This window comes from Bradyrhizobium sp. USDA 3650 (assembly GCF_054057395.1).
Genome location: NZ_JBSRZG010000001.1, coordinates 4049222 through 4075695, shown reverse-complemented (window position 1 = coordinate 4075695; position 26474 = coordinate 4049222). Strand labels below are relative to the sequence as shown.

Annotated in this window: 23 protein-coding genes, 1 tRNA gene and 2 pseudogenes; 17 read left to right on the top strand and 9 right to left on the bottom strand. The window is 63.7% G+C overall.

Features of this window, described 5'->3' with window-relative positions; all coding sequences use genetic code 11:
• Positions 1 to 116: 116 nt before the first annotated feature.
• Positions 117 to 1580, top strand: coding sequence for a trehalose-6-phosphate synthase (locus tag ACVIN2_RS18950; RefSeq protein ID WP_027515104.1), 1464 nt, complete (start codon positions 117 to 119; stop codon positions 1578 to 1580).
• Positions 1581 to 1631: 51 nt separating this feature from the next.
• Here the strand turns inward: ACVIN2_RS18950 and ACVIN2_RS18945 are convergent, their stop codons facing one another.
• Positions 1632 to 1973, bottom strand: a complete 342-nt coding sequence (locus tag ACVIN2_RS18945; protein ID WP_456766693.1) for a hypothetical protein — start codon at positions 1971 to 1973, stop codon at positions 1632 to 1634.
• Between the two features lie 196 nt (positions 1974 to 2169).
• On the opposite strand from ACVIN2_RS18945, the gene ACVIN2_RS18940 reads away from it, so the two are divergent.
• Positions 2170 to 2259, top strand: a tRNA-Ser gene (locus tag ACVIN2_RS18940).
• A 190-nt stretch (positions 2260 to 2449) separates the two neighbouring features.
• Here the strand turns inward: ACVIN2_RS18940 and ACVIN2_RS18935 are convergent.
• From ACVIN2_RS18935 to ACVIN2_RS18925, 3 genes and pseudogenes are all read right to left on the bottom strand, one after another.
• Positions 2450 to 2698, bottom strand: a pseudogene (locus ACVIN2_RS18935) (CoA transferase); the annotation flags it as partial.
• 19 nt (positions 2699 to 2717) lie between these two features.
• Positions 2718 to 3269, bottom strand: coding sequence for a PaaI family thioesterase (locus tag ACVIN2_RS18930; RefSeq protein ID WP_456766692.1), 552 nt, complete (start codon positions 3267 to 3269; stop codon positions 2718 to 2720).
• Positions 3270 to 3286: 17 nt separating this feature from the next.
• On the bottom strand, positions 3287 to 4291 hold the full coding sequence (locus ACVIN2_RS18925; protein ID WP_456766691.1) for a quinone oxidoreductase family protein: 1005 nt from the start codon (positions 4289 to 4291) through the stop codon (positions 3287 to 3289).
• A gap of 79 nt (positions 4292 to 4370) precedes the next feature.
• Here ACVIN2_RS18925 and ACVIN2_RS18920 point away from each other — a divergent pair, with 79 nt between their 5' ends.
• The 6 genes from ACVIN2_RS18920 to recQ all read left to right on the top strand — a co-directional run bounded on the left by ACVIN2_RS18920 (position 4371) and on the right by recQ (position 12632).
• Positions 4371 to 4934 carry a TetR/AcrR family transcriptional regulator gene (locus ACVIN2_RS18920; RefSeq protein ID WP_456766690.1) on the top strand — a complete coding sequence of 188 codons (564 nt, stop codon included), beginning with the start codon at positions 4371 to 4373 and terminating at the stop codon, positions 4932 to 4934.
• 485 nt (positions 4935 to 5419) lie between these two features.
• Entirely contained in the window at positions 5420 to 6994 is a 1575-nt protein-coding gene (locus tag ACVIN2_RS18915; RefSeq protein ID WP_456766689.1) for an amidase family protein, read from the top strand.
• A 379-nt stretch (positions 6995 to 7373) separates the two neighbouring features.
• Entirely contained in the window at positions 7374 to 8675 is a 1302-nt protein-coding gene (locus ACVIN2_RS18910) for an O-acetylhomoserine aminocarboxypropyltransferase/cysteine synthase family protein (RefSeq protein ID WP_456766688.1), read from the top strand.
• 12 nt (positions 8676 to 8687) lie between these two features.
• Positions 8688 to 9689: a homoserine O-succinyltransferase MetA gene (metA, locus tag ACVIN2_RS18905; RefSeq protein WP_456766687.1), complete on the top strand. Its 1002-nt coding sequence runs from the start codon at positions 8688 to 8690 to the stop codon at positions 9687 to 9689.
• 103 nt (positions 9690 to 9792) lie between these two features.
• Positions 9793 to 10536 carry a polysaccharide deacetylase family protein gene (locus ACVIN2_RS18900; RefSeq protein ID WP_456766686.1) on the top strand — a complete coding sequence of 248 codons (744 nt, stop codon included), beginning with the start codon at positions 9793 to 9795 and terminating at the stop codon, positions 10534 to 10536.
• A gap of 230 nt (positions 10537 to 10766) precedes the next feature.
• Positions 10767 to 12632, top strand: coding sequence for a DNA helicase RecQ (gene recQ, locus ACVIN2_RS18895; protein WP_456766685.1), 1866 nt, complete (start codon positions 10767 to 10769; stop codon positions 12630 to 12632).
• Positions 12633 to 12734: 102 nt separating this feature from the next.
• On the opposite strand, the gene ACVIN2_RS18890 is transcribed toward recQ, so the two are convergent.
• The gene (locus ACVIN2_RS18890) at positions 12735 to 13748 is read right to left on the bottom strand and encodes a 1-aminocyclopropane-1-carboxylate deaminase (RefSeq protein ID WP_007599136.1); all 1014 of its coding nucleotides are present in this window, start codon (positions 13746 to 13748) and stop codon (positions 12735 to 12737) included.
• Positions 13749 to 13911: 163 nt separating this feature from the next.
• Between ACVIN2_RS18890 and ACVIN2_RS18885 the strand changes: the two genes are divergently transcribed.
• Complete coding sequence (locus ACVIN2_RS18885; RefSeq protein WP_007599137.1) at positions 13912 to 14376, top strand: Lrp/AsnC family transcriptional regulator; 465 nt, start codon at positions 13912 to 13914, stop codon at positions 14374 to 14376.
• A gap of 25 nt (positions 14377 to 14401) precedes the next feature.
• Here ACVIN2_RS18885 and ACVIN2_RS18880 read toward each other — a convergent pair whose 3' ends face one another.
• On the bottom strand, positions 14402 to 15964 hold the full coding sequence (locus tag ACVIN2_RS18880; RefSeq protein ID WP_456766684.1) for a serine hydrolase domain-containing protein: 1563 nt from the start codon (positions 15962 to 15964) through the stop codon (positions 14402 to 14404).
• A gap of 205 nt (positions 15965 to 16169) precedes the next feature.
• On the opposite strand from ACVIN2_RS18880, the pseudogene ACVIN2_RS18875 reads away from it, so the two are divergent.
• From ACVIN2_RS18875 to ACVIN2_RS18865, 3 genes and pseudogenes are all read left to right on the top strand, one after another.
• Positions 16170 to 16250 (top strand): annotated as a pseudogene (locus ACVIN2_RS18875) (AsnC family transcriptional regulator); the annotation flags it as partial.
• Positions 16251 to 16294: 44 nt separating this feature from the next.
• Complete coding sequence (locus ACVIN2_RS18870; RefSeq protein ID WP_456766683.1) at positions 16295 to 17455, top strand: PLP-dependent cysteine synthase family protein; 1161 nt, start codon at positions 16295 to 16297, stop codon at positions 17453 to 17455.
• 110 nt (positions 17456 to 17565) lie between these two features.
• Positions 17566 to 18126, top strand: a complete 561-nt coding sequence (locus tag ACVIN2_RS18865; RefSeq protein WP_027568030.1) for a carboxymuconolactone decarboxylase family protein — start codon at positions 17566 to 17568, stop codon at positions 18124 to 18126.
• A 13-nt stretch (positions 18127 to 18139) separates the two neighbouring features.
• On the opposite strand, the gene ACVIN2_RS18860 is transcribed toward ACVIN2_RS18865, so the two are convergent.
• The gene (locus ACVIN2_RS18860; RefSeq protein WP_456766682.1) at positions 18140 to 19723 is read right to left on the bottom strand and encodes a diguanylate cyclase; all 1584 of its coding nucleotides are present in this window, start codon (positions 19721 to 19723) and stop codon (positions 18140 to 18142) included.
• 317 nt (positions 19724 to 20040) lie between these two features.
• Between ACVIN2_RS18860 and ACVIN2_RS18855 the strand changes: the two genes are divergently transcribed.
• Positions 20041 to 20286 (top strand): hypothetical protein, encoded by a 246-nt coding sequence (locus ACVIN2_RS18855; protein WP_456766681.1) that lies wholly within the window; start codon positions 20041 to 20043, stop codon positions 20284 to 20286.
• A gap of 48 nt (positions 20287 to 20334) precedes the next feature.
• Here ACVIN2_RS18855 and ACVIN2_RS18850 read toward each other — a convergent pair whose 3' ends face one another.
• On the bottom strand, positions 20335 to 21270 hold the full coding sequence (locus ACVIN2_RS18850; RefSeq protein ID WP_456766680.1) for an alpha/beta hydrolase: 936 nt from the start codon (positions 21268 to 21270) through the stop codon (positions 20335 to 20337).
• 117 nt (positions 21271 to 21387) lie between these two features.
• Here ACVIN2_RS18850 and ACVIN2_RS18845 point away from each other — a divergent pair, with 117 nt between their 5' ends.
• Entirely contained in the window at positions 21388 to 22275 is an 888-nt protein-coding gene (locus tag ACVIN2_RS18845) for a branched-chain amino acid aminotransferase (protein WP_456766679.1), read from the top strand.
• A gap of 162 nt (positions 22276 to 22437) precedes the next feature.
• On the opposite strand, the gene phaR is transcribed toward ACVIN2_RS18845, so the two are convergent.
• Complete coding sequence (phaR, locus tag ACVIN2_RS18840) at positions 22438 to 23034, bottom strand: polyhydroxyalkanoate synthesis repressor PhaR (RefSeq protein WP_007599149.1); 597 nt, start codon at positions 23032 to 23034, stop codon at positions 22438 to 22440.
• Positions 23035 to 23329: 295 nt separating this feature from the next.
• Here phaR and ACVIN2_RS18835 point away from each other — a divergent pair, with 295 nt between their 5' ends.
• The 3 genes from ACVIN2_RS18835 to yddG all read left to right on the top strand — a co-directional run bounded on the left by ACVIN2_RS18835 (position 23330) and on the right by yddG (position 26472).
• A complete protein-coding gene (locus ACVIN2_RS18835; protein WP_027515119.1) occupies positions 23330 to 24508 on the top strand; it encodes an acetyl-CoA C-acetyltransferase in 1179 nt (392 codons plus the stop codon).
• Between the two features lie 241 nt (positions 24509 to 24749).
• The gene (phbB, locus tag ACVIN2_RS18830) at positions 24750 to 25475 is read left to right on the top strand and encodes an acetoacetyl-CoA reductase (protein WP_456766678.1); all 726 of its coding nucleotides are present in this window, start codon (positions 24750 to 24752) and stop codon (positions 25473 to 25475) included.
• Between the two features lie 127 nt (positions 25476 to 25602).
• Positions 25603 to 26472 carry an aromatic amino acid exporter YddG gene (gene yddG, locus ACVIN2_RS18825; RefSeq protein ID WP_456766677.1) on the top strand — a complete coding sequence of 290 codons (870 nt, stop codon included), beginning with the start codon at positions 25603 to 25605 and terminating at the stop codon, positions 26470 to 26472.
• Positions 26473 to 26474 lie beyond the last annotated feature (2 nt).

The following is a 26474-nucleotide window of genomic DNA, read 5'->3' as shown; positions in this document are numbered from 1 at the left end:
AAACCGGTTCCAACGCGCGCGCCCGATTTTGGTTTCAATTGGTGCAAAGGATGATCAGGAACCATATTGATGAACGGCAGTTAAATGGGGTGGAATGAAACAGGAGGGGACGACCTGTGAATTTAGTCGTCGTTTCGAATCGCGTCGCGCGCGGCAAGCCCAACGAGCCCATGACGGGCGGTCTCGCGGCGGCGTTATTACCTGTCGTGGAACATTCGGGCGCGATCTGGGTGGGTTCCTCGGGCCGTGTGCGTGACGGTCATCAGAAGGAGCCGTTTGCGGAGATCGAAGCACTGGGTTCGGGCGCGATTGCGACGCTGGATCTGCCGGCGGCGCACTATGGCGGCTATTACGAAGGTTTTGCCAACTCAGCGCTGTGGCCGGCGCTGCACTCGCGCAGCGATCTGATCCGCGTCTCGCGTGACGACTATGTCAGCTATCGCGAGGTCAACGCCTTCATGGCGCGGGCCTTGATGCGTTTCCGGAAAGCACAAACCGCGTTCTGGGTGCAGGATTACCATTTCCTCGCGCTCGGCGCGGAGCTGCGGGATCTGGGCGTCGACGATCCGATCGGCTTCTTCCTCCATACGCCGTGGCCGGTCGCGGCGGTGATGCAAGGTGTGCCCAATCATCGCGAGCTGATCACGGCGATGCTGGCCTACGATCTGATCGGCTTCCAGACCAATGACGATTGCCAGAATTTTCTCGGCTATGTCGCGAGCGAACTCGGCCTCGCCGTCGAAGACGGCGTTGCGATCTCGCAGCATGGCCGAACGCGCTGCGAGGTGTTTCCGATCGGCATCGACGCCGAGAAGTTCGCGCAATACGCGGCGAAATCGGCGTCGCATCCGGACGTGTCGCGGCTGCGCCGCAGCCTCAATGGCGAGCGGCTCGCGATCGGCGTCGACCGGCTCGACTATTCCAAGGGCCTCGTCAACCGCATCAGCGCGTTCGACCGGCTCTGGACCGATCATCCGCACTTTGCGCGCAGCATTTCGCTGTTGCAGATCGCAAATCCCTCACGCGGTGCGATCGAAGCCTATGGCAATTTGCAGAACGAGGTCGCGCGGCTCGTGTCCGACGTCAACGGCCGCCACGGCGAGGCCGACTGGACCCCGATCCGCTATCTCAACAAGGGCTTTAGCCAGGCCGTGCTCGCGGGCCTCTACCGCACCGCGCAGATCGGCGTGGTGACGCCGCTGCACGACGGCATGAATCTTGTCGCCAAGGAATACGTCGCCGCGCAAAACCCGGCCGATCCCGGCGTGCTGGTGCTGTCGAAATTCGCCGGCGCGGCCAACGAGCTCGACGCCGCGCTGCTGGTCAATCCGCACGACATCGATGGCATGGCGCGCGCGATCGCGGTCGCGGCCGCGATGCCGCTCACCGAGCGCAAGATGCGTTGGGATGCAATGATGAAGAAGCTGCGCGGCCACACCATCCAGCAATGGTCGGCGGATTTCGTCGCTGAGCTGGAGAAGTGCCGGACGGAGAAGGCCGCGGTCGCTCCGCTTGCCAACCAGCCGCCGCAGGCGCTGCGCTGGCTCAAGTCGGCGATATCAGGCGTGCGGTTGATTTAGTCTCCTTCTCCCCGTTCTTGACGGGGAGGGCAGGGCGAAGACGAGAGAGCCTCAATAGCAATACGACACGCCTTCCAGAATCGCGCACTGCCGTTTGTTCGGCGCGTTCGGATCGTCGAGCGGCACCATGCCTTTGCCTTGGCCGACGAACACGCCGGGCCCGACATGCACCGAGCTCTTGTTGCCGATGATGACGCTTTGATGTGGCGTCGCGCTCGAGCGCGTGCCGTCCGGCCAGAGGATGGTATCGCCCGAAAGCATCCCGCGCCGTCCGTCGTCACAGCTGACGTCGACCCCTTGCCGGGTGCAGACCTGTGCGGCGGCCGGTCCGGCGAAGGCGGCGGCAAGGGCCGAAATCAGGCTCAGCGCGGCGGTGATGTTGCGGATGGTCATGGGGCCCCCGGACGTGTTTGACGGTCTTGAGTGAATCGTCGCGTTAAACCGGCCGCCGGTTCAGCCGGCGGGCGGTTCCGAGCGCAGCCGTGGCGTTCGATATTGTCGATGAAATACAACATCTTACGGAAAAATCACCCGATTTTCCCGCGATCCCTTGCAAAATCATCGGCGCCCCTTCAAGAGAGTGCGCTCCGGAGAGATGGCCGAGTGGCTTAAGGCGCACGCTTGGAAAGCGTGTGTGCGGGAAACCGTACCGTGGGTTCGAATCCCACTCTCTCCGCCATTGCACGATTTTGTACGCCAATCGCCAATCTTCGATATTGGACTTTTCTGCGCACCATCGTGCGCTGTTGCCCAGGTCGGCGCCCAGAGTAGCTGACAATTACATCAGCCGGCGCAGATTTGCGGTGATGACAACAACGGCTAAGTAATTTCTCGCCGTCTTTCGTAGACGACAAAAGCGTCGCCTTGGCGTTGTCTGCTGGATCCTTCAAATCGAGGCTGATGACGGATTTGCCGCGATCGAGCGCCGCCGCGAGCGGCGTTACCGCTCGATGTCCTGATCGCTTGACGCGTATGACGTCCGCCCCTTGATCCGCCAGTATCATCGCTGCCAGCGGTGCTGCGACGTAGTGGCCAATATCGATCACCTTGACACCCGCGAGTGGACGATCGGTCGTCCCGGTGATGCGAAACCTCGTAAGGTCCTTTGAAGGCAGCAATTTGGTAAATACGCGACTGCTAGTCTTGTTTTCGCGGAGCGAAAATCACGCAAGTCGTTGTGCCGTGCGCAAGAAGCTTGCCCGTGTCATCGACGATGCGACCCTCGGCAGTAGCGCCTTGTCTGCCGCGATGAACTACGACGCCCGAGGCGATAACAGGGCCCGGTCCCGGCTTCAGTGGACGGGTGAGATTCACATTGAAGTTCGTTGTCGTATAACGCTCGTCTTCATCAAGTGTCGTATGGACGGCACAGGACATCGCCGAGCTCAAAATCACGGCGAGGTAACCACCGTGCACAACCCCTCCTGGGTTTGCGAACTGTGGTCCGGGCCAACCAGTAAACTCTGTGCTACCGTGCTCTGCCGCGGACAACTGGAAATTCAGTGGCGTGCAGATGGGAGCGGCTGGCGCGCCTGTGCGCAATAGCTCGCGGAAGAACGCTAGCCCTCCATTCTCTCGCGATGCGGGACGCTCGTCGCTCATCGTCATGGTTTCCTCCCTTTTCAAGATCAGCCGGCCTGCCATCTTCGGTTCCGAAATATCGGCGGCGTGCTGCGTGCGGCCGTTCATAGGTGGCGCTGCTTAGCTCAAGGGGCGGTCAGCGATGGCTTGAGCACGTATTTTCCCGTCGCCTGCCGCGCTTCCATGATGCGGTGAGCTTCGGTGGCTCCTTCGAGTGGCAGCCGCCCGGCAACCTCCACATGAAGGCGCTGTTCGATCACGAATCCTGCAACGGTATCGAAGGCCTTCTGCGCTTCATCCGGCCGAGTCTTGAACCAGTGGCTGACGTAGTAGCCAATCACGGCTTGGTTCATCGGCATCAGGCGTTGGGCGATGAAAGAAGAGGGCTTCCTGCTGGCGGTCCCATAGACGACGAGGCGCCCGAATGGTGCGAGCGCGGCCAGAGCCTGGTCGAAAAATGCGCCTCCGACCATATCGAGAACCACATCGGCCCCGCGTCCGCCGGTGAGCCGCTTCACCTCGCGCGGCCAATCATCGGCGGTAGAGTCGATGGCGTGGTCGGCGCCCCGCGCCAAAGCTTGCTGCCGGCGTTCGGGTGTGCTGGCGCCGGCAATGACGCAGCCGGCACCCAAAATCTTGGCGAGCTGAATTGCGTAGTTGCCAACGCCTCCGGCGCCGCCGGGAATGAAGATAGATTCGCCGGGCTTGAGCCGTCCAGCGTCCTTGAGCATTTGAAAAGCAGTCACGCCGGCAACGACAAGCGTGGAAGCGACGTCAAAATCGAGTCTTGGGTCCAGTTTGATGACATTGTCGACGCCGGCGAGGGCGTACTCAGCGTAGCCGCCAAGACCGTCTCCGCCGAAAAACGCGAACACCCGATCACCGGGATGCAGCGTTGTGACACCCTCGCCAACGGCGTCGACGACACCGGCGGCTTCGCTGCCGAGGATCGCCGGCAAAGGTGTCGGCAGTGGATAGGGATCACCGCGCCGACGCACGATGTCGGCGTAGTTGACGCTCGCCGCTTCGATCCGGATGAGCACTTCGTCAGCCCCGGGCTGCGGTTTCAAAACCTCTTCCACCCGAAGCGCCTCAGCGTCGCCGTAGGCATGCAACAATACCGCCTTCATAGATCCCCACCCTCCACTATGACGCTTGTCCTAACCTCTCTACGTCTATAGATAAGACGATCGTCCTAGTCAACCGGCCATGACAGCCCATTCACCGCGCGAACAGATGATTTTGGCCGCCATGTCTCTCTTTCAGAGAGAGGGCTATGCCGCGGCCTCATGGCGGCGGCTGGTCCAGGAGTCGGGAGCGCCCTGGGGTTCCGCCTATCACTATTTTCCGGACGGTAAGGAGCAGGTTGGAGTCGCCGCTCTCGAATGGGCGGCACAAAATGTCGCTGGGGGCATCGCGCAATGCTTCCCCGAAGGCGGCCGCGCTGCGGAGGGTGTCCGCAAGTTGTTTGCGGGGAGCGCGGCACAGTTGGCAAAGTCCGGGTTCACCGCTGGCTGTCCCGTGTGCACCGTTGCACTGGAAACTGCACCCCAATCTCAGGCGCTCACCCAGGCATGCAAGAACGCTTTCGGTCTCTGGCAGCAAACGATTGCTGATGGCTTGATCCGATGCGGAATGGCCCCGAAGAATGCGGAGACGCTCGCGCCAGTAATCTTGGCGGCCTTTGAAGGTGCTCTCATTCAGGCGCGCGTGGCGCAATCGCAGGAGCCTATGCGCGCGTGTGGAGCTCAGATTGCCCGGCTTTGCGATTGAGAGCTTCGACTGAAGCTCTACGTCCGTCGAGGATCACTGCACGAATTTTCATATTCGCGCGTAGCTGAATTGGGAGGTTTTGGTCTACAAGAGTCGAAAATGCCAAATCTTTCAATGGGGATTGACTGACACTCTCTCCGCCATCAGCCCGCCCGGCCAACCCATACCTCCCGTCCCTCGCGCACGCCCGCGACGCCCTTCCATCGGCGATCGCCACCGACATGGGATGCTGTGTGGCTGTAGGCAAACGTCCCAATTTGTCACTGTCCAAACGGCCGCGTCAAAAACCCGTTCGCGATGCCGCAATCGGGCGGCAGTTCATTCCATCATTCAACCGATACATGCGTCACGGGAGACGACCTCATGAGCGTCTCGCGCGCCTTCGGCCGCCACAACGCGTCCTGAGGCCGCGCCATGCAGAAACGCGCCTGTACACGGTCGCGTGACCTCCATAACTTCCGCGGCGCAATGTGAGGAGATGCGACGTGGCGAAGAAGACGGCGACCAGGAAGAGAAGTGCTGCGAAGAAAGCGGCGAAGACCTCCAGCAAGAAAAGCGCCGTGCGGAAGGGCAAGGTTGCGAAGGCTGCAACGAAGCCGCTGAAGAAGGCCGCGCCGCGCAAATCGTCGGCACCGCGCCGCCCAAAGGGTCCGGCCTGGCAGTGGTCGGCGGTCGAGACCGCGGCCGCAATCCGCTCCGGCGCCATCTCCGCGGTCGAGACCGTCGAGGCGCATCTGGAGCGGATGCGGGCCGTCAATCCGAGGCTGAACGCCGTCGTCGTCGATCTCTCGGAGGAGGCGCTGGCTGCGGCGCAGGCGGCCGACAAGCGGCGCGCGAAGGGCGGCGAACTCGGCCTTCTGCACGGCGTCCCGATCACGATCAAAGAGAATGTCGACTACGAAGGCCGTCCGAATTTCAACGGCGTTCCCGCCAACAAGGATCTCATCGCGCCATCGGATTCGCCCGTGGTGCGCAACCTGAAGAAGGCCGGCGCGATCGTCATCGGCCTCACCAACACGCCGGAATTCTCATTCCGCGGCTTCACCGACAATCCCCTGCACGGGCTGACGCTCAATCCCTGGGATCCGGATATCACTTGCGGCGGCTCCTCGGGCGGTGCGGGTTCGGCGGTCGCCGCGGGCATCGGCACCATCGCGCACGGCAACGACATCGGCGGCTCGCTGCGCTGGCCGGCGCATTGCAACGGCGTTGTGACTATCAAGCCGACGCAGGGACGTATTCCCGCGTTCAACGCAAGCGCAACGGCCGAGCGGCCGATGCTCGCGCATTTGATGTCGGCGCAGGGGCCGCTCGCCCGCCACGTCGCCGACGTCAGGCTCGCGCTGGAGGTGATGAGCCAGCGCGATCCGCGCGATCCCTGGTGGGTGCCGGCGCCGCTGGTGGGGCCGAAGCCGAAGGGGCCGATCAAGGTCGCGCTGGCCAGGATTCCTGAAGACATGGAGGTCGATCCGTCCGTCGCGGCGGCGTTGCGTCAGGCCGCCGATCATCTGGAGCGTTCGGGCTATCGCGTCAGCGAGGTCGACGTGCCCGACATCGACGGCGTCTGGCAGACCTGGTGCGACATCATCACCAACGAGACGATGGTGTTGCAGGAAGCCGGCATGCTGAAGGTGACGTCCGAAGACTTCCACAAGGCGTGGGGCGGCATGAAGGCCAAGGCCAATTTGCTCGACCTCAAGGCCTGGATGCAGGCGACCGCCGCGCGCAACGGCCATATCCGCGCCTGGCAATTGTTCTTCGAGGAGTATCCGGTGGTGCTGGCTCCGACCACGGTGAAGCCGATTCCAGGCCCGCGCGAGGATACTGTCAGCCCCGAGCGCGTGCGCGAGATCTTCTGGGGCGAGATCCGCTTCATCTCCGCGATCAACGTGCTGGGCCTGCCTGGCGCCGTGGTGCCGGTGACGGTGCACGATGGCAAGCCGATCGGCGTGCAGCTCATCGCCGGGCGCTATCGCGAGGACCTCGCGCTCGATGCGGCGGCCGCGATCGAGAAGCGGGCCGGCGTGCTCGCCCATCGGCTGTGGGAACAGATGGACTGAGAGGGCGCGGAGGGTGTTTCCCTCTCCCCTTGTGGGAGAGGGTGGCTCGCCGCGCAGCGGCGAGACGGGTGAGGGGTCTCTCTCCGCTAACGCAAGCTTGGCCGTATGGATAGAGACCCCTCATCCGGCGCTTCGCGCCACCTTCGCCCACAAGGGGAGAAGGGAGTGCAGCGTGGTCGCTGCCGCCAACCGCAAAACTTCATTCATCCAATTTGACTCGAATTTTAGCCAATTCCCCAATAACCGTTAGGGTTACTTCCTCGATCTCTAGACGAATTATTGTCCGCTTTACCACCCGCCTCTAACAGAGGGACGGCGGACAACGCACATGCCTCATACAGGCCAATAAGTGCGGCCCGCTCCACGCGGAGGTGGCACGATGCGCAACGAGACGATCGCTATTCACGCCGGCTACGAGCCCGAAGCCACCACGCACGCGGTTGCCGTGCCGATCTACCAGACCGCGGCCTACGCCTTCGACAGCGCCGATCACGGCGCGGCGCTCTTCAATCTCGAGACCGAAGGCTATCGCTACAGCCGCATCGCCAATCCAACCAGCGCGGTGCTGGAGAAGCGTATCGCCGAGCTCGAGGGCGGCGTCGGCGCGCTTGCGGTGGCGACCGGACAGGCCGCGCTGCATTTCGCCTTCGTCAACGTCGCCGATCACGGCGGCAACATCGTTTCCGTGCCGCAGCTCTACGGCACGACGCATACGCTGCTCTCGCACATCCTGCCGCGGCAGGGCATCACCGGCCGCTTCGCCGAGAGCGACAGGCCCGACGCGATCGAAAAGCTGATCGACGAGAACACCCGTGCCGTGTTCGCCGAAACCATCGGCAATCCCGCCGGCAATGTCTGCGACATCGAAGCGCTGGCGAAGATTGCCCACGCGCACGGCGTGCCGCTGATCGTCGACAATACCGTGGCAACGCCCATCCTGCTCAAGCCGTTCGATTACGGCGCCGACATCGCCGTGCATTCGCTGACGAAGTTTCTGGGCGGCCACGGCACCACGCTCGGCGGCGCCATCGTCGACTCCGGAAATTTCCCCTGGGCCAAGCACGCCGATCGCTTCCCCGGCTACAACAAGCCTGACGCCTCCTATCACGGCCTCGTCTATGCCGAGCGCTTCGGCAAGACGGCCTATATCGAGCGCGCGCGCAGCATCTATCAGCGCACCATGGGTTCGGTGCTGTCGCCGTTCAACGCCTTCCTGCTGCTCCAGGGCATCGAAACCGTCGCGCTGCGCATGGAGCGCCACTGCGAGAATGCCCGCAAGGTCGCCGAATTCCTGCGCAAGGATCCGCGCGTGGCCTGGGTCAATTACACCGGTTTCCCGGACAGTCCCTATTATCCGCTGGTCCAGAAATATCTCGACGGCAACGCCTCGTCGCTGTTCACCTTCGGCATCAAGGGCGGGATGGAAGCCGGCAAGTCCTTCTACGATGCGCTGAAGCTGATCACGCGCCTCGTCAATATCGGAGATGCCAAGTCGCTGGCCTGCCATCCGGCCTCGACCACGCACCGGCAGATGTCGGCGGAGCAGCAGCGGGTCGCCGGCGTTTTGCCGGAAACGATCCGCTTGTCGATCGGTATCGAACATTGCCAGGACATCATCGAGGACCTCGACCAGGCCCTGGAAAAGGCCTGCCCGTCCGCGCGCCTCCAGGCCGCGGAGTAGGCGGCCGCGCCGATGACGATCCTGATCGACAGGGATCAAGCCATATCGAGTCCGGCGCTGGTGCCGGGAGCGGGCGATCTGGCGCGCGATCACGGCGGCACCGAGCTCACCATCGGGTTGATCAACAACATGCCGGATCCGGCGCTGAAGGCGACCGAGCGGCAGTTCATGAAGCTGCTGCAAGCCGCCGCCGGTCCGCGCCGCATCCGCTTTCACTGCTTCTCGCTACCCTCGGTCAAGCGCTCGCCTGAAGCGAGATGGCATGTCGAGAGCGAATATTCGGAGCTCACCGAGCTCCGGCGCCACAAGTTCGACGGCTTGATCGTGACTGGCGCCGAGCCTGTTGCGCCCGAACTCGACCAGGAACCGTACTGGCGCGATCTCACCGAGCTGATCGACTGGGCCAAGGTCAATACGCGCTCGACGATCTGGTCGTGCCTCGCCGCGCATGCCGCGGTGCTGCATCTCGACCGCATCGAACGGCGGCCGCTGCCGGCCAAATGCCATGGTATTTTCGACTGCGAAGCCGTGACCAGCGATCCGCTGACGCGGGCCGCACCTGCGCCCCTCAAGGTCTCGCATTCGCGCCTCAACGAGATCGCCGAGAACGACCTCGCGCAGGCGGGCTATCAGGTGCTGACGCGTTCGGCAAAGGCCGGCGTCGACATCTTCGTCCGGCAATATGCCAGCCGCTTCGTGTTCTTCCAGGGCCATCCGGAATATGACGCGCTGTCGCTTCAGCGCGAATATCTGCGCGACATCGGCCGTTATCTCGCGCGTGAGCGCGACCATTATCCGCATTTGCCCGTGAACTATTTTGACGCTTCGACGGAAGAGAAGCTGGTCCGCTTCGAGAAGCAGGCAAGGCACCAGCGCCACCCCGCGCTCAGCAACGAACTGCCCGCGCTGACTTTGCGCACCGATATCGCCGCGGGCAGCGCCGCGGCGGCATTGTTTCGGAACTGGCTGCAATATCTCGGCGCGGGGACCGACGCCTCGGTGCTTGCGCGTTAGGTCGGGACGACGGGATCGACGTTAGGACTAACGAAGTGTGAAGCTTGCCTCGAGTGGCGCACGAATGCTTCAGTGAGGGCGAGGCAGACAGGAAATGCGAGTCGTGTGGTCGGCACTCCAGGGACGCGTGAGCAATCGGCTGGCCCGGCATTTCCGCGCCGCGCCGCACCGGCTGCCCGCGTATGCGCCCATGGTGAGCTTCACCTTCGACGATGCCCCCGATAGCGCCGCAGGCGAGGGCGCCGGGCTTCTGGAGCAACATGGCGGCCGCGGCACGTTCTATCTCGCCGGCAGCCTGGTCGATCGTCCCTCGGACCATTGGCACGGCCTGTCAAACGACGCCATCGTGCGGCTTCACCGGGCCGGCCACGAGATTGCCTGCCATACTTTCTCGCACCTGAGTGCGGTCAATCTCGACGAGGCCGCCATGGCCCGGGAGATCGAACGAAACCGCAGCCATTTTCGCGGCATCGATTCCTCGATCACCCTGGAAAATTTCGCTTACCCCTATGGCATCGCGTCGGTGTGGCGCAAGCCGCAGCTCGCCAGGACCTTTCGCTCGGCGCGCGGCATCCTTCCCGGTGTCAATCGCGACGTCATCGATCTCCAGTTCCTGCGTGCCTCGCCCCTGGTCGATCGCGAGATCAATACGACGGGTGTCGATCGCTATTTCGACGAGGCGGTCGAGAGCGGCGGATGGCTGATCTTCTACGGTCATGACGTCGCCGACGCGCCGAGCCCATATGGCTGCACGCCGCACCTGATGCGCCATGCGCTGCAGGCCGCCGGGAAACGCGACATGCCGATCGTGACGGTCGCGGAAGCGCTGCGCAGGATCGGGGCGTAGCTTTTTTACCTCGCCCCGCTTGCGGGGAGAGGTCGGATCGCTTTTGCGATCCGGGTGAGGGGGTACAGGCCTAGCAACAGTCTCATCTGTGGAGACAGGCCCCTCACCCCAACCCCCTCCCCGTAAGAACGGGGAGAGGGAGAAGAAGCCCGCGCAAACAGTCTTGCCACGCCTGCGCGGTCATGCGACTGGCCTTGTGACGAATCTCACGGCCTCACCCCGACATGCCCATGTCCTCTCCTTCCACTGCTCCGCTGCCTGCGCCGGCCCAGGGCCGCGATGCGCTGTCGGTGCTGCGTTCGGTGTTCGGCCTACCCGGGTTCCGCGGCGCGCAGGGCGAGATCATCCGGCACGTCACCGAGGGCGGCAATTGCCTGGTGCTGATGCCGACCGGCGGCGGCAAGTCGCTGTGTTATCAATTGCCGGCGCTGCTGCGCGAAGGCTGCGGTGTCGTGGTGTCGCCCTTGATTGCGCTGATGCGCGACCAGGTCGCCGCCATGCTCGAAGCAGGCGTCAACGCCGCGGCGCTGAACTCGTCGCTGACCCCGCAGGAAGCCTCCGACATCGAGCGGCGCCTGATCGCGGGTGATCTCGACCTGCTCTATGTCGCGCCGGAACGGCTGGTGACGCCGCGCTGCCTGGCGCTGCTGGCGCGGGCGAAGGTGGCGCTGTTCGCGATCGACGAGGCGCATTGCGTCTCGCAATGGGGCCATGATTTCCGCCCCGAATATGTCGGCCTGTCCATCATCGCCGAGCGCTTTCCCGACGTGCCGCGCATCGCGCTGACCGCGACTGCCGACGAGTTGACCCGCAAGGAAATCGTCGAACGGCTTGCGCTTGCAGACAGTCCGCACTTTGTCTCCAGCTTCGATCGTCCCAACATCCGTTACGAGATCGTCGACAAGCGCAATGCGGTGTCGCAGCTCAAGGATTTCATCCGGGAGCGTCACGCAGGCGATGCGGGCGTCGTCTATTGCCTGTCCCGCAAACGGGTCGAGGAGGTCGCCGCCGCGCTCGACGACGCCGGCATTGCGGCGTTGCCCTATCACGCCGGGCTCGACAGCAGCGTGCGATCGCGCAACCAGGACCGCTTCCTCAACGAGGACGGCATCGTCATCGTCGCGACCATTGCCTTCGGCATGGGCATTGATAAGCCGGACGTTCGATTCGTCGCGCATCTCGATCTGCCCAAGAGCATCGAGGCCTATTACCAGGAGACAGGACGCGCCGGCCGTGACGGCAAGCCGTCGGCGGCGTGGATGGCCTACGGTCTCTCGGACATCGTGCAGCAGCGCCGCATGATCGACGAGTCGAGCGGCTCCGAGGAATTCAAGCGGGTCTCGGTCGGCAAGCTCGATGCGCTCGTTGGCCTTGCCGAAACGCCGCACTGCCGGCGCCGGCGGCTGCTCGCCTATTTCGGCGAGATCGTGATGGGCGAGGGCTGCGGCAATTGCGACAATTGCCTGACGCCGCCGAAAATGCGCGACGGCAAGGTGCTGGCGCAAAAACTGCTATCCTGTGCCTATCGCACCGGGCAGCGCTTCGGCGCGATGCACCTCATCGACGTGCTGATCGGACGCCTCACCGAGAAGGTGACGCAGTTCGGCCACGACAAGCTCACGGTGTTCGGCATCGGACGCGAGCTCAACGAGAAGCAGTGGCGCACGGTGTTGCGACAGCTCGTGGCGATGGGACATTTGCTGAGTGACAGCGAAGCTTTCGGCGCGTTGAAGCTGACGGATTCGTCGCGCGGCGTGCTGCGGGGCGAAACTGAAGTGTGGCTGCGCGAGGAAGCGCCCGGCGCCCGGATCCGTTCGAGCCGCGCCAAGTCCCGCCGCGGTGATCTGGCGCCCGCGGCCGACGCGCCGCAGGGAGACGTCGATCCTGAATTGCGCACGCGGCTACGCGCGTGGCGCTCGGAGATTGCCCGCGAACGTGGCGTTCCGGCCTACGTCGTGCTGCACGACGCCACCATCGACGGCATCGTTCGCGCATGGCCGACCACGCTGGACGAGCTGCGCAATGTGCCCGGCATCGGCGACAAGAAGCTCGAGCATTACGGCGACGAGCTGCTGCAGATTGTCAGGACGCGGTAGGGGCTCGGTTCGTAGCCCGGATGGAGCGCAGCGCAATCCGGGACAGTTTCGCGATATTGTACGCTTCCCGGATTACGCTGCGCTCCATCCGGGCTACCGACCTCAGCCGTTCCTGAACGCATACCCGTAGCCGTTCAGTGCCGGCGCGCCGCCGAGATGGGCGTAGAGGATCTTTGCGCCCTTCTCGAAATAGCCCTTCTGCGTGAGGTCGATCAGGCCCTGCATCGACTTGCCCTCGTAGACGGGGTCGGTGATCATGGCTTCGAGGCGCGCGGTGAGGCGGATCGCCTCCTTGGTCTCTTCCGACGGCACGCCATAAGCGGGATAAGCGTAATCCTCGATCAGCACGACGTCGTCGGCGACGAGATCCTGGCCGAGCTCGACGAGCTTGGCCGTGTTCTGCGCGATCGAGAGCACCTGCGCCTTGGTCTGCGCCGGGGTGAAGGACGCGTCGATGCCGATCACCTTTCGCGCACGGCCATCGGCGGCGAAGCCGACCAGCATGCCGGCATGGGTGGAGCCGGTGACGGTGCAGACCACGATGTAGTCGAACTTGAAGCCGAGCTCGGCTTCCTGCTTGCGCACTTCTTCGGCGAAGCCGACATAGCCAAGGCCGCCGAATTTGTGCACGGAGGCGCCGGCGGGAATCGCATAGGGCTTGCCGCCTGCCGCCTTCACCTCCTCGATCGCCTCCTCCCAGCTCTTGCGGATGCCGATGTCGAAGCCGTCGTCCACCAGGCGCACGTCGGCGCCCATGATGCGCGACAGCATGATGTTGCCGACGCGGTCATAGACGGCGTCCTCGTGCGGCACCCAGGCCTCCTGCACCAGGCGGCACTTCATGCCGATCTTGGCCGCGACCGCCGCGATCATGCGGGTGTGGTTGGACTGCACGCCGCCGATCGATACCAGCGTGTCGGCGTTCGAGGCGATCGCGTCGGGGATGATGTATTCGAGTTTGCGCAGCTTGTTGCCGCCATAGGCGAGTCCGGAATTGCAGTCCTCGCGCTTGGCGTAGACCTCGACGTTGCCGCCGAGATGCTTTGACAGCCGCTCCAGCTTCTCGATGGGCGTCGGACCAAAGGTCAGCGGATAGCGCGCAAATTTTTCGAGCATCGTCAGGTCATCCCGATTGGCATTAATGTCTGCGAAAACGCTAGCATCTCTCTGCAAAAAGGTGCTTTCAAATATTGCGCCTCTATTGCGGCCAATCTTGCGGTATTGAGGCCAATGCGTGCTATTTCTTTCGGAATAGATGCCAATTACGGAAGTTCCTTCCATGTCCGCGCGCCTTGACCGTATCGACCTTAAGATGTTGCGATTGCTGCAAAATAACGGCCGGCTCAGCAACGCCGAGCTGGCCGAAACCGTCGCCATCAGTCCCGCCACCTGTCATCGCCGCACCCAGCGCCTGTTCGAGCACGGCTTCATCGCCGCCGTCCGCGCCATGGTCGCGCCGAAGAAGGTGGCAAAGGGCACGCTGGTGATGGTCGGGGTCGTGCTCGACCGTTCGACGCCGGAGAGCTTTGCGATCTTCGAGCAGGCGATCACCAGGCTGAAATTCGTGCTCGACTGTCACCTCGTCGCCGGCGACTTCGACTATTTCCTCAAGATCCGCGTCGGCGACATGGAGGATTTCAACCGGATCCATGGCGAGCAGCTGATCGCGCTGCCCGGCGTGCGCCAGACCCGCACCTTCTTCGTGATGAAGGAAGTCGTCGACAACGCGCCGCTGGAGTTTTGATGCCAGCGGCGCGCGAAACGAATTCTCAACCGCCTGTCGCCCCTTCCGCCACCGCCTCGCGTCCGTTTCGCGCACTGCTGCGCAGTGTCGCCTTGTCGCCGTCGAAGGTGAAAGCCCAGGTTGAGGCTTCGCCGAGCCCGACGTATTGGAAATCGACTACGAAGGTGTGCTCGTTCTGCCACGCGCCCTTGGCGGCGCGAACGCCCAGAAAGCCGGGCATGCTCTTGCGGTACAAGCCGTCGAGCCCGATCGGCCCGTCAAGCTGGCGCTGCGCAGGATCGCCCGCGGCCGTCTTCACAATGTAGCGCGGGTTCTCGTCGGTCAGGAACAGTGCGACTGATTTAATGCCGAGCGAATTGTCGGAGAACTTGTAAGTCTTGCCCGAGATCGCGGCGGCGATCGCCGGCGTGGCGCCGACCCCGGTCGGCTTCTCGGTCGAAACGTCGGCGATCGCCTCGGCGAGTTGATCGGCAGCGCTGGGGTTGGCTGGCAACGCAGAATCGGATTTGACCGCTCCGGTTATGTCGTCGGCCAGTCTGCCGAATGGACAAAAATCCCGCGCCGTCATCACCGCGACTATGTCCTGTTCCGGCAATACCATGATCGTCTGGCAGTGATATCCGACCGCCATGTAGACGTGCTTGCCGGGAATCGACCAGAACTGGTTGGCGTAGCGTAGCGCGGGTTCAGATCGCGCGTTCATGTTGATGTTGGCATGGCTGACGGAATGGAGAAAGTCTGCTGGCAGCAGTTGCTTGTCCACCCACTCGCCGTTGCGCAGATAGAGATAGCCGATCTTCGCCATGTCGCGCGGCCGCATCGCGAGGCCGAAGCCGCCAATCGGAAGCCGTTGCGGATCCCGGCGCCAGAACGGAGAAGCGATCCCGAGCGGGCCGAACAGCCGCTCGTTGGCGTAGTCCGCGATGTTCTTGCCGGTGAGCTTGCTGACGATCGCCGACAGCAGATGCGAGCCTCCGCTGTTGTAATAGAAGTTCTCGCCCGGTGCATGTGCCATCGGGCGGTCGAGAATGAACTTGACCCAATCGGAACTTGCGCCCATGTCCCGCAACGACTGCTCGCGGCCGCCTTCGAACCCCTCGTCCCAGTCGAGGCCACTTGTCATGTTGAGTAGGTGCTGGATGGTGATGGCTTTCTTGCGCTCATCGACGTCGGCAACGCTGCGATCGGTAAAGAAATCTAGCACCGGATGGTCGAGACGATCCAGCAGGCCCTGCTTGTAGGCCATTGCCATCAGCGTCGCGACCACCGCCTTGGTAGAGGAGTTGATTGCGTGCGGCATGTCGGCGGTAAACGGCGCGTAGTATGCATCGAGCACGATGCGGCCGTGGCGTGTCACCAGCAGGCTGTCGAAGCTGCGCGTTGTGCCGAACGCAACCAGTTTGGCTAACGCAGCCGAATCCATGCCCTGCTCTTCCGGCGTGGAGGTCTGCCATTGAGCGGTCGGCCAGACCACCTCGGTAGCCTGTGCGCTTGCGGTGCCGGAATAGACTGACGTGAGCAGGACAAGCGCGCCAAGCAGGGCAGTGGTTCGCGATGAAAGCCTGACGACGCAATCAGCCACCTGCATGCTCCTATCTTGAGTGTTGTCATTGCGCACAGGCATATACCGCAGGCGGCATCTGCTCAATGATACAATCTTCTGGAATGCCGGCGAGGAGCGGAGGTCATAAATCAGTGTCAAGCTTAAGACATTGCGATCGCAAGAAGAATTGTGGCCAGTCCGGCAATCGAAAACTGCCGAGACGAGCGCAATCAGGACGTGCCCGGATCAGATCGCGTTGCCTGGAGTGCGCCAGACCGGCACGTTCTTGGTCGTGAGAGAAGTCGTCGATAATGCGCCGCTGGAGTTTTAGCGGGCGCACTTGATGCGCGATCCACATCATGAGAGATTCAGGTGATGCAGCCATATCCCTTCCGCCACCTCAATCCGGCCGGACCGGCCTATCGGCGCGGTTGGGTCGACGAGGCGGTCGCTGCGATCGAGGCCGACCAGTGCCGCACGGCCGACACGCATTTGATCCGGCTGATCGTGCCGGCGCTCGCTGGCATCGACATCTATCTGAAAGACGAGTCGACGCACCCGACCGGCAGCCTGAAGCACCGGCTCGCGCGCTCGCTCTTCCTTTACGCGCTCTGCAATGGCCACATCCGCGAAGGCACGCCTGTCGTCGAGGCCTCGTCGGGATCGACCGCAGTGTCGGAAGCCTATTTCGCGCAGATGATCGGCGTGTCCTTCTATGCCGTGATGCCGCGCACGACCTCGGCGGAGAAGATCGCCGCGATCGAGCACTACGGCGGTAACTGCCATCTGATCGACGACGGCCGCGCGCTGTATGCGGAGGCCGGCGCGCTGGCCGCACGGCTGGGCGGCCACTACATGGACCAGTTCACCTTCGCGGAACGCGCCACCGACTGGCGCGGCAACAACAACATCGCTGAATCCATCTTCACGCAATTGCAGGGCGAGCCGCGCCCACTGCCGGACTGGATCGTGATGGGCGCGGGCACCGGCGGCACCTCGGCCACCATCGGACGCTATTTGCGCTATCGCCAATATCCGACGCGGCTGTGCGTCGCCGATGTCGAGCATTCCGCTTTCTTCGACTGCTTCAGCTCGCAGGACCGCTCCCATGTTTGCGACCGCCCCTCGCTGATCGAAGGTGTCGGGCGGCCGCGCTGCGAGCCCTCCTTCGTGCCGGGCGTGGTCGACCGCATGATGAAGATCCCGGATGCGGCGACGATCGCGGCGATGAACGTGCTATCGCGCCGGCTGCGCCGCGCGGTGGGGGGCTCTACAGGCACCAATTTCCTGGCGCTGTGCCGGCTCGCCTCGGACATGCGAAAGGCGAATCAGACGGGATCGCTGGTGACGCTGATCTGCGATTCCGGCGAGCGCTACCGGCAGACCTATTATGAGCCCGCCTGGCTGAAAGCGCGCGGTCTCGATCCAGCGCCGTTCGAGGCGGCCTTGTCGTCGTTCCTCGATACGGCGCAGCCACTGGCGCTCGAGTTCGAAGACGTAACGAATCCGCAGAACTTGCGACATCCTGGCGCCTGATAGCTGGCGCTTCCCTGCCATTTGCAAAATTGCACGGCCGTCACGGCAACTTCACTTGCCTTGCGCCGTCGCGCGGGCGAGCCTCGCGCCTCTCAACGAGGAGACCTGCCGTGCGCCTTCCCATTCTCGATCCGAAAGACCTGAGTGCCGAACAGAAGCCGCTCTATGACGACATGCGAGCGGGCATCAAGGACCACTTCAAGGGCTTTGTGAACATGCGCGACGATGGCGCGCTGCTCGGGCCCTGGAATCCATGGATCCGCGAGCCGCGCTTCGGCAAGCCGGTGTGGGAGCTGGTCAAGGCGATCGCCGCGAACCCGCTGCTGCCGGCGCCGGTGCGTGAGGTCGCGATCCTCGTTACCGGCTCGCATTTCCGCTCCGGCTACGAACTCTATGCGCATGTGCTGGTCGCCGAGCAGCGCGGCCTCTCCGACGAGAAGCTCGCGACCATCGTCGCCGGACAGCGGCCGGTCGATCTCACCAAGCAGGAAGCCGTCGCCTACGACGTGGCGTCCGCATTGGTCAGCGGCGGCGTGCTGCCGGAACTGACTTATCGGGCCGCGGTCAAGGAATTCGGCGAGCACGGTGCGGCCGAGCTGTCCTATCTCGTCGGCGTTTACTGCATGGTGTCGGTCACGCTGAACACGTTCGACGTGCCGGTGCCGGACTAGATCTGCGGTGCGATCACTCCGCCGCCTTGTTCATGGGCGGCGGGGGCGACCAGGCGACGCAGCGGTTGCGGCCTTCGGCCTTTGCCTGGTAGAGCGCGTGATCGGCCGCGCTCATCAAGGCGTCGATGCCGGACATGCTGACACTTGCTTCCGCAATGCCGATGCTCACGGTGACGCCGAACTGAATTTGGTCGGCGGCGATCTGTGCGCTCATCACGCGTTTGCGGATTCTCTCGGCGACGATTCTTGCACGCGACAGGCTGGTTTCGGGCAGCAGAATCGCGAACTCCTCGCCACCGAAGCGGCCGACGACGTCCGATTTGCGCTTGCCATCGAGGCATGCGGCGGCCACGGCCTTGATCGCCTCGTCTCCGACCGCGTGGCCATAGCGGTCGTTGACCGACTTGAAATGGTCGATGTCGAGCATCAAGACCGAAACGGAGCGGTAGTAGCGCTGGAAGCGGCTCCATTCTGCGTCGAGCGAGCCCAGCAAATGGCGGCGATTATAGAGGCCCGTGAGCGGATCGGTGGTGGCCAGACGCTCCAGCATGTTGGCCTTGTTGGTGAGATCGGTAATATCGACATAGGTCAGCATGCGGCCGCCGTTCGACATCGTGGTGCAGTGGGCCCTGATCCGCCGCGCATCTGGCGTCTGGAGGTCGCGCACATGATCGCCCGCCTTGACTTCGGCGACGCGCTTGACGGGAAATTTCGCCAGTTCGTTCGCCGGCAGATCGGGCGCGCTCGCACGGTGCACCCGGCTCACCAACGATGCATAGGTCGGGCGGGCGGCGGCTTCATGTTCGCTCACCTCCCAGAACCGCCGCATGCGCCGGTTCATGAAGCTGGCGTTGAGATCGCGGTCGAGCAGCAGCACGCCGTCCTCGACGTTCTCGAGGGCGTCGCGCAGCAATTTCAGCTCGTCGGAGTAGCGCACGATGTCGGTGACCGGCGTGTAGGTCAGCATCCGCCCGCCGTTGGGCAGAGGCGTGCATTGCATCCGAACGACGTCGCCGCTGGTACGGCGCAGGTCGCGCGGCGACGCATCGCCTATCTGTATTTGACGGACGCGCTCGGCGACATAGGCCTCCAGCTCGGCCGGCGGAATCTCGTAGGCGAGCGTATCGCGGCCATGATGCATCAGCGTCACGAATGACGGGTTGCTGTTGGCGACTTCGTCCGGCAACAGCCACATCTGCCGGAACGCCCGATTGATCAACTGCGCGCGGAGATTGGCGTCCAGCAGCACGATGCCCAGCGGGACGAAATCAAGCGCTGCGCGGAGCGCCAGCATCTGTCCGCGTATCAGCGAATCGGTCGGCCGCTCCTGCTCGTCCACGGCCTTCGGCTCGACATGGTCTTCCGCTCCGAGCGCAACCCCGACCTGACGGTCCGACCGCCAGAGCACACGGCAGGAGAGGATCTCCTGGCCCGCGAGCCGGAGCTGGAATTGGTCGGGTACGCCGAGGCTGGTCTGCACCTCCAGCGTCGCGCCGTCTTCGGACATCCGGCGCACGATGCAATCGATCGTCGACTGACCGAAGTTGAAGAAGATCTGGCCGGCGAGGAACGTTCGTTCCGATACCAAGCGGGGCATTCCCAACCTCCCAAGCGGAATTGGCTCAGTTTGCCCGAAGCTTACTTGCAGAAGGGTAAGCTGGTGCGCGATTTTGCGAGAGGGCTAATAATTGGTTCACGCATCCGGCCGTCGTCTACCTCAACGATGAGGGGAGCGGCCGCTGTCGTGACAATCCGACGGGTCTGATGGCGGAACTGCCTGCTGGATTGTGATCGCCCATGTGGTCAAGCGCTGTCCGCAATCGGTGGACGGTGCGAATGCACGCGGGTAGGTTGCCGTGACCGCACTGACACATCCCCGCCAGAGTGCAGGCCGGACAAGGGAGAACGATAGCCATGGACACGTCACGCCGCATCCTGCTCGCCGGACTGGCGGGACTCGCCGTTGTGCCGACCGTCGCAGGAGCCGCGCCCTCGACCGCAGCCTATGACGTGACGGTCGCCGAAGAGCGCTTTGCGCGCATGATCGCGGCTGCGCATGCGCCCGACGTCACCTGCGTGCGACAGGCCGAGCGCTATGCGGATTCGCATTGGCCGAACTACGTCGCGGCGGCGCGTTCCGTCATCGAGGCGAGAGCTTGAGGCATTCTCTTTCCTCTCCCGTCGCGGGAGACGGCAACACGAAGTGCTTCACGTCCCCACGGCCCGCCTGACCTGTTCACCGACCTGCGACAGCACGAGCTGCGCCTGCGGCAGAATTGCGCCCATGGCGTGGAAATTGTGGACCATGCCCTCGTGGCAGACGTGCTCGACCGTGACGCCCGCGGCGAGCAGCTTGCGCGCATAGGCATTGCCCTCGTCGCGCATCGGGTCGAACTCGGCGGTGTGGATGATGGCTGTCGGCAGGCCCGCAAGCCGCGTCGCGCGCAAGGGCGAGATGCGCGGATCGGCGGCATCCAGGTCCTCGGGCAGATAATCCGCGAGATCGGCTTCGATCGTGATGCGGTCGATCAGGTGGCCCTCGGCGAACGCCTCGCGCGAAGGCGAGGCCTCCTCGAAATCCAGCACCGGGCAGATCAGGCATTGCGCGACGATGGAAAGGCCAGCTGTCTGGGCCGCCTCCTGGCACACGATCGCAGCGAGCGTTGCACCGGCGGAATCGCCGCCGAGCACCAGACGCCCGGCGTCGATGCCGAGCGATGCGGCCTCGCGCGCGACCCATTCGGTGGCAGCGATCGCATCATCCACGGCGGCGGGAAATTTGTGCTCGGGCGCCAGCCGGTAGTCGACCGAGACGAGACGGCAGCCGGTCGCGTGCGCCAGCGCCGCCGCGATGCGATCATGCGTGGCGATGCTGCCGGCAACGAGCCCGCCGCCGTGAAAGAACACGAAGCCGGGCGCACGATCATCGGCGCCTGCGGGTGAATAGAGGCGATAGGGCAGCGCGCCGCCGGGACCAGGCAGCACGCCGTCGGAGGTCGTCACGTCAGGCGCATCGGCGCGCGCAAACTGCATCAGCTTTGCCAATGATTGCCGCCGTGCCTCCACGTTGGGCCGGCTCCGCGCCTGCGGCGCAGCCGCAGCCATCATGGTCAACAAACGCTTTGCGAGCGGATCGAGCGGCATGGTGCTTCCTTTCCCCTCCCGGGAGGGTAACTCACCATTTTCCCGCAGGGAATCATTTAGAAATTGCGCCCAATAGTGGCGCTATAATGCGGCACCACGCCAAGGGAGAGGCCGGTCATGGCCGAGATCAAAAAGCCCATCGCATATTCGCCGAGCTGGACCTTCTTCGAGGGCAAATGGCATGACGGCAATGTGCCGATCATGGGGCCGCGCACGCATGCGGCCTGGCTTGGCTCTGTCGTGTTCGACGGTGCGCGGGCGTTCGAAGGCGTCGCGCCCGATCTCGACCGTCACGTCGCCCGCGCCAATCAATCCGCGATCAGCTTTGGCCTGAAGCCGCTGGTCGACACCGGCACCTGGCTGACACTCGCAAACGAGGGCATCGCACGCTTCGCGCCGAATGCCGAGCTCTACGTCCGCCCGATGTACTGGGCGCGGAACGGCTCGGGCGGCGGCGTGCTGTTCGATCCCGAGACCACCGATTGGTGCCTGTGCATCTACGAGGCGCCGATGCCAAAGCCGGTCGGCAACGCGATCACGCTGTCGCCGTTCCGCAGGCCCACCGCCGAATGCGCCCCGGTCGACGCCAAGGCCGCCTGTCTCTATCCGAACAATTCGCGCGCGCTTGCCGAAGCCGCCTCGCGCGGCTTCCAGAACGCGCTGATGCTCGACATGCTCGGCAACGTCGCGGAGTTCGGCAATTCCAACGTGTTCATGGCCAAGGACGGCGTGGTCTACACGCCGGTGCCGAACGGCACCTTCCTCAACGGCATCACCCGCCAGCGCGTCATCAGCCTGCTTCGCGCCGACGGCGTCACCGTGGTCGAGAAGACGCTGCGCTATGCCGACTTCCTCGCCGCCGACGAGATCTTTTCCACGGGCAATTTCGCAAAAGTCGCGCCGGTGATCCGCATCGACGATCGTGAGCTGAAACCGGGCCCGCTCTACACCCGCGCGCGCAAGCTCTATTGGGACTTTGCCCACGCTGTGAAGCTGGCGGCGTAGTTTCCCCAGTTTCCCCGTCATTGCGAGCGCAGCGAAGCAATCCAGGCCGCCTCCGCGGAGGGATTCTGGATTGCTTCGCTGCGCTCGCAATGACGAGTTGGGGGGACTGCTGAGGAAATCAGCGGGCCGCGGCGCTCGCGACGCGAGCGCGAACGAGAGGACTTACTCGTCCTTCTTCGACATCCGCTCGAGGCGTTCCTGCATGTCCTTCATCTGCTGGCGCAGATCGTCGATGTTGCTGTCCTTCGGCGCTTCGGCGGTCGCCTCGGGGGCCGGCTCCGCGGAGCCTGCGGGGCGGGCTGCGCCGGGCGCGAAAGGCTTGAACATCGAGAAGGTCTGCTGGAACAGCTCCATATTGCGGCGGACCTGTTCCTCCAGCGGCGCAAACGGGGTCCCGGACAGCGAGGTGGCGATCTGTTTGCGGAACTTCTCCTGCTCCTGCGTGAGCGAGGCGATGGCCTGCTCCAGATATTTCGGCACCACCATCTGCATGCTGTCGCCGTAGAAGCGGATCAGCTGGCGCAGGAAGGTGGTCGGGAGCAGGTTCTGGCCGGCCTTGTTCTCCTGCTCGAAGATGATCTGGGCAAGCACGGAGCGGGTGATGTCGTCGCCGGTCTTGGCGTCGTAGACCAGGAAATCTTCGCCGTCCTTGACCATGGAGGCGAGGTCTTCCAGCGTCACGTAAGTGCTCGTCCCGGTGTTATAGAGCCGACGGTTCGCGTATTTCTTGATGGTGGTGGGTTGGTCTGATTTCGCCATGGGCTCTCACTTGCAAGACGCGGAGAACGGGAACCTGACGGGCTATGCCGCAGGGCGGGAAGAGTACGCAACGCAACATTTTCAAAGGGGTCACGCTACCGTTTTGTGCGCCACGGTTAATCGGGCAGCAAAAACGTGCTTGCGAAAGCGCCAAGAACGCTATTTTGAATGCGCTGCGGGATGAATTCGGCCGCCGGCCGATTGACATGCCTCAACGACGTTAACAGGATGCCGTCCGAGACTGGCGAGCCGTTTCCCCAGCCCCGTCTGCCCCCATACAACCCAGGAGATGCCCATGTCAGACGATGTCGTCATCGTCAGCGCCGCCCGCACCCCGGTCGGAAGCTTCAACGGAGCGTTCGCAACCCTTCCCGCCCATGATCTCGGCGCCATCGCCATCAAGGCCGCGCTGGAGCGCGGCGGCATCGAGCCCGGCCGGGTCTCCGAAGTCATCATGGGTCAGATCCTGACCGCCGCCCAAGGCCAGAACCCGGCTCGCCAGGCCTCGATCAATGCCGGCATTCCGGTCGAGAGCCCGGCCTGGGGCGTCAACCAGCTCTGCGGTTCGGGCCTGCGCACCGTTGCGCTCGGCTATCAGGCACTGCTCAACGGCGATTCCGAGATCGTGGTCGCCGGCGGCCAGGAATCCATGAGCATGGCTCCGCACGCCCAGTACCTGCGTGGCGGCGTCAAGATGGGTGCAGTCGAATTCATCGACACCATGATCAAGGACGGCCTGTGGGATGCCTTCAACGGCTATCACATGGGCAACACCGCCGAGAACGTCGCGCGGCAGTGGCAGATCACCCGCGCCCAGCAGGACGAGTTCGCGGTCGCCTCGCAGCAGAAGGCCGAGGCCGCGCAGAAGGCCGGTAGATTCAACGACGAAATCGTTCCCGTCACCATCAAGGGACGCAAGGGCGATGTCGTCGTCAGCGCCGACGAATATCCACGCCATGGCGCAACGGTCGACGCGATGGCGAAGCTCCGTCCCGCCTTCGAGAAGGACGGCACGGTCACCGCGGGCTCTGCGTCGGGTATCAATGACGGCGCCGCCGTCGTGGTGCTGATGACCGCCAAGCAGGCCGCCAAGGAAGGCAAGAAGCCGCTCGCGCGCATCGTGTCCTGGGCGCAGGCGGGCGTCGATCCGAAGATCATGGGCTCGGGCCCGATCCCGGCCTCGCGTGCCGCGCTGAAGAAGGCCGGCTGGAATGTCGGCGACCTCGACCTGATCGAGGCCAACGAAGCCTTCGCGGCGCAGGCCTGTGCCGTCAACAAGGATCTCGGCTGGGATACTTCGAAGGTCAACGTCAACGGCGGCGCGATCGCGATCGGTCATCCGGTCGGTGCCTCCGGCGCGCGCGTGCTGGTGACGCTGCTGCACGAGATGCAGAAGCGGGATTCGAAGAAGGGCCTCGCCACGCTGTGCATCGGCGGCGGCATGGGTATCGCGATGTGTGTGGCGCGCGACTGAAGATAGTTGCCGCGTCATTTGCGCGTGCGCTGCACACGTGACTGAGTGCGTTGCACGCGATTAAAAAGGCGGCGGTTGCAAATCAAATATTCTTCGCAACCGTACAAGCCTCGACTAAAGAGAAACGCCCGGCTCAACGCCGGGCGTTTTGTTCTTGATGTCCGTCAAACGTCCCCCATAATCCGCACTTAAAAACGATCACTCAGAAACGGCCGAAGAGTCCAAGGGAAGGAAATACGATATGGCACGTGTTGCATTGGTGACGGGTGGTACGCGGGGCATCGGAGCTGCGATCAGCAAGGCGCTGAAGGCAGCCGGCTACAAGGTTGCGGCGAGCTATGCCGGCAACGATTCGGCGGCGGAGAAGTTCAAGGCCGAGACCGGCATCGCCGTCTACAAATGGGACGTCAGCAGTTTCGATGCCTGCGCCGAGGGCGTGAAGAAGGTCGAGGCCGAGATCGGCCCGATCGACGTGCTCGTCAACAATGCCGGCATCACCCGCGACACCGCCTTCCACAAGATGACGCTCGAGCAGTGGAACGCCGTCATCAATACCAACCTCGGTTCGCTGTTCAACATGACGCGTCCAGTCATTGAAGGCATGCGTGCGCGCAAGTTCGGCCGCATCATCTCGATCTCGTCGATCAACGGCCAGAAGGGACAATTCGGACAGGTCAACTATTCCGCCGCGAAGGCCGGTGACATCGGCTTCACCAAGGCACTCGCGCTCGAGAACGCCAAGGGCGGCATCACCGTCAACGCGATCTGCCCCGGCTACATCAACACCGAAATGGTGCAGGCCGTGCCGAAGGACGTCCTGGAAAAGAACGTGATCCCGCAGATCCCGGTCAACCGGCTCGGCGAACCGGAAGAGATCGCGCGCGCGGTCGTGTTCCTGGCGGCCGACGAGGCCGGCTTCATCACCGGCTCGACGCTGACCATCAATGGCGGCCAATACCAGGCCTGATGACGCCAATTCTCTCCGCTGGACGTCGCTGAGCCAAATGCCTGTAGCTTCAGGCGCGACAAGGCGATAGTGAAGACGAAATGCCCGGCCTCGTGCCGGGCATAAGCGTCCTCAGAGCCTTTGATCGATGACCCCCCGCACCGCGACGCTGATCGGATTGACGGCGATCCTGATGTGGTCGCTGCTGTCGGTGATGACGGTGGCGACCGGAAAGATCCCGGCCTTCCAGCTGGCCGCGATGACGTTCGCGATCGGCGGTCTGGTCGGCCTGCTCACCTGGATCGGCCGCGGCGCGGCGGCCAAAAGCCTGCGTCAGCCACTGGCCGTGTGGACCGTCGGTGTCGGCGGACTGTTCGGCTATCACGCGCTGTATTTCCTCGCGCTGCGCTTCGCGCCGCCGGCTGAAGCCGGCCTGCTGAATTATCTGTGGCCGCTTCTGATCGTGCTGTTCTCGTCGTTTCTGCCGGGCGAGCGGCTTGCCGTGCACCACGTCGTCGGCGCCGTCCTCGGCCTCGTCGGCACCGTGCTGCTGTTCGCCGGGAACACCTCCGGCTTCACGCAGGGGCAATTGCCGGGACTGGCCGCGGCCTTCATCGCAGCGTTCGTGTGGGCGACCTATTCGGTGTTGTCGCGGCGATTGAAGGCGGTGCCGACCGATGCGGTCGCGGGATTCTGCCTTGCCACCGCGGTGCTCGCCGCGCTGATGCATGGACTGCTTGAAACTACGGTGTGGCCGGACACGACCTTGCAGTGGCTCTCCGTGATCGCGCTCGGCTTCGGTCCCGTCGGTGCTGCGTTCTACGCCTGGGACATCGGCATGAAGCGCGGCGACATCCGCGTGCTCGGCGCCGCGTCCTACGCGACGCCGCTGCTCTCGACCGGCTTCCTCATCGCCGCCGGGTTCGCCAATGCCAGCGCCAACATCGCCATCGCCGCGATCCTGATCGCCGGCGGCGGCCTGATCGCGGCGAAGGACATGGTGCTGCGGAAGCGATGAGG

Excerpts from the sequence above, each read along its gene's own strand:
- ACVIN2_RS18925 (WP_456766691.1), bottom strand. The coding sequence starts at position 4,291 with ATGAAGGCGGTATTGTTGCATGCCTACGGCGACGCTGAGGCGCTTCGG.
- yddG (WP_456766677.1), top strand. The coding sequence starts at position 25,603 with ATGACCCCCCGCACCGCGACGCTGATCGGATTGACGGCGATCCTGATG.
- ACVIN2_RS18880 (WP_456766684.1), bottom strand. The coding sequence starts at position 15,964 with ATGCAGGTGGCTGATTGCGTCGTCAGGCTTTCATCGCGAACCACTGCC.
- ACVIN2_RS18860 (WP_456766682.1), bottom strand. The coding sequence starts at position 19,723 with ATGCCCCGCTTGGTATCGGAACGAACGTTCCTCGCCGGCCAGATCTTC.
- recQ (WP_456766685.1), top strand. The coding sequence starts at position 10,767 with ATGTCCTCTCCTTCCACTGCTCCGCTGCCTGCGCCGGCCCAGGGCCGC.
- ACVIN2_RS18945 (WP_456766693.1), bottom strand. The coding sequence starts at position 1,973 with ATGACCATCCGCAACATCACCGCCGCGCTGAGCCTGATTTCGGCCCTT.
- ACVIN2_RS18930 (WP_456766692.1), bottom strand. The coding sequence starts at position 3,269 with ATGAACGGCCGCACGCAGCACGCCGCCGATATTTCGGAACCGAAGATG.
- phaR (WP_007599149.1), bottom strand. The coding sequence starts at position 23,034 with ATGGCGAAATCAGACCAACCCACCACCATCAAGAAATACGCGAACCGT.
- ACVIN2_RS18890 (WP_007599136.1), bottom strand. The coding sequence starts at position 13,748 with ATGCTCGAAAAATTTGCGCGCTATCCGCTGACCTTTGGTCCGACGCCC.
- ACVIN2_RS18885 (WP_007599137.1), top strand. The coding sequence starts at position 13,912 with ATGTCCGCGCGCCTTGACCGTATCGACCTTAAGATGTTGCGATTGCTG.
- ACVIN2_RS18850 (WP_456766680.1), bottom strand. The coding sequence starts at position 21,270 with ATGCCGCTCGATCCGCTCGCAAAGCGTTTGTTGACCATGATGGCTGCG.
- ACVIN2_RS18920 (WP_456766690.1), top strand. The coding sequence starts at position 4,371 with ATGACAGCCCATTCACCGCGCGAACAGATGATTTTGGCCGCCATGTCT.
- ACVIN2_RS18835 (WP_027515119.1), top strand. The coding sequence starts at position 23,330 with ATGTCAGACGATGTCGTCATCGTCAGCGCCGCCCGCACCCCGGTCGGA.
- ACVIN2_RS18870 (WP_456766683.1), top strand. The coding sequence starts at position 16,295 with ATGCAGCCATATCCCTTCCGCCACCTCAATCCGGCCGGACCGGCCTAT.
- ACVIN2_RS18910 (WP_456766688.1), top strand. The coding sequence starts at position 7,374 with ATGCGCAACGAGACGATCGCTATTCACGCCGGCTACGAGCCCGAAGCC.
- phbB (WP_456766678.1), top strand. The coding sequence starts at position 24,750 with ATGGCACGTGTTGCATTGGTGACGGGTGGTACGCGGGGCATCGGAGCT.
- metA (WP_456766687.1), top strand. The coding sequence starts at position 8,688 with ATGACGATCCTGATCGACAGGGATCAAGCCATATCGAGTCCGGCGCTG.
- ACVIN2_RS18855 (WP_456766681.1), top strand. The coding sequence starts at position 20,041 with ATGGACACGTCACGCCGCATCCTGCTCGCCGGACTGGCGGGACTCGCC.
- ACVIN2_RS18845 (WP_456766679.1), top strand. The coding sequence starts at position 21,388 with ATGGCCGAGATCAAAAAGCCCATCGCATATTCGCCGAGCTGGACCTTC.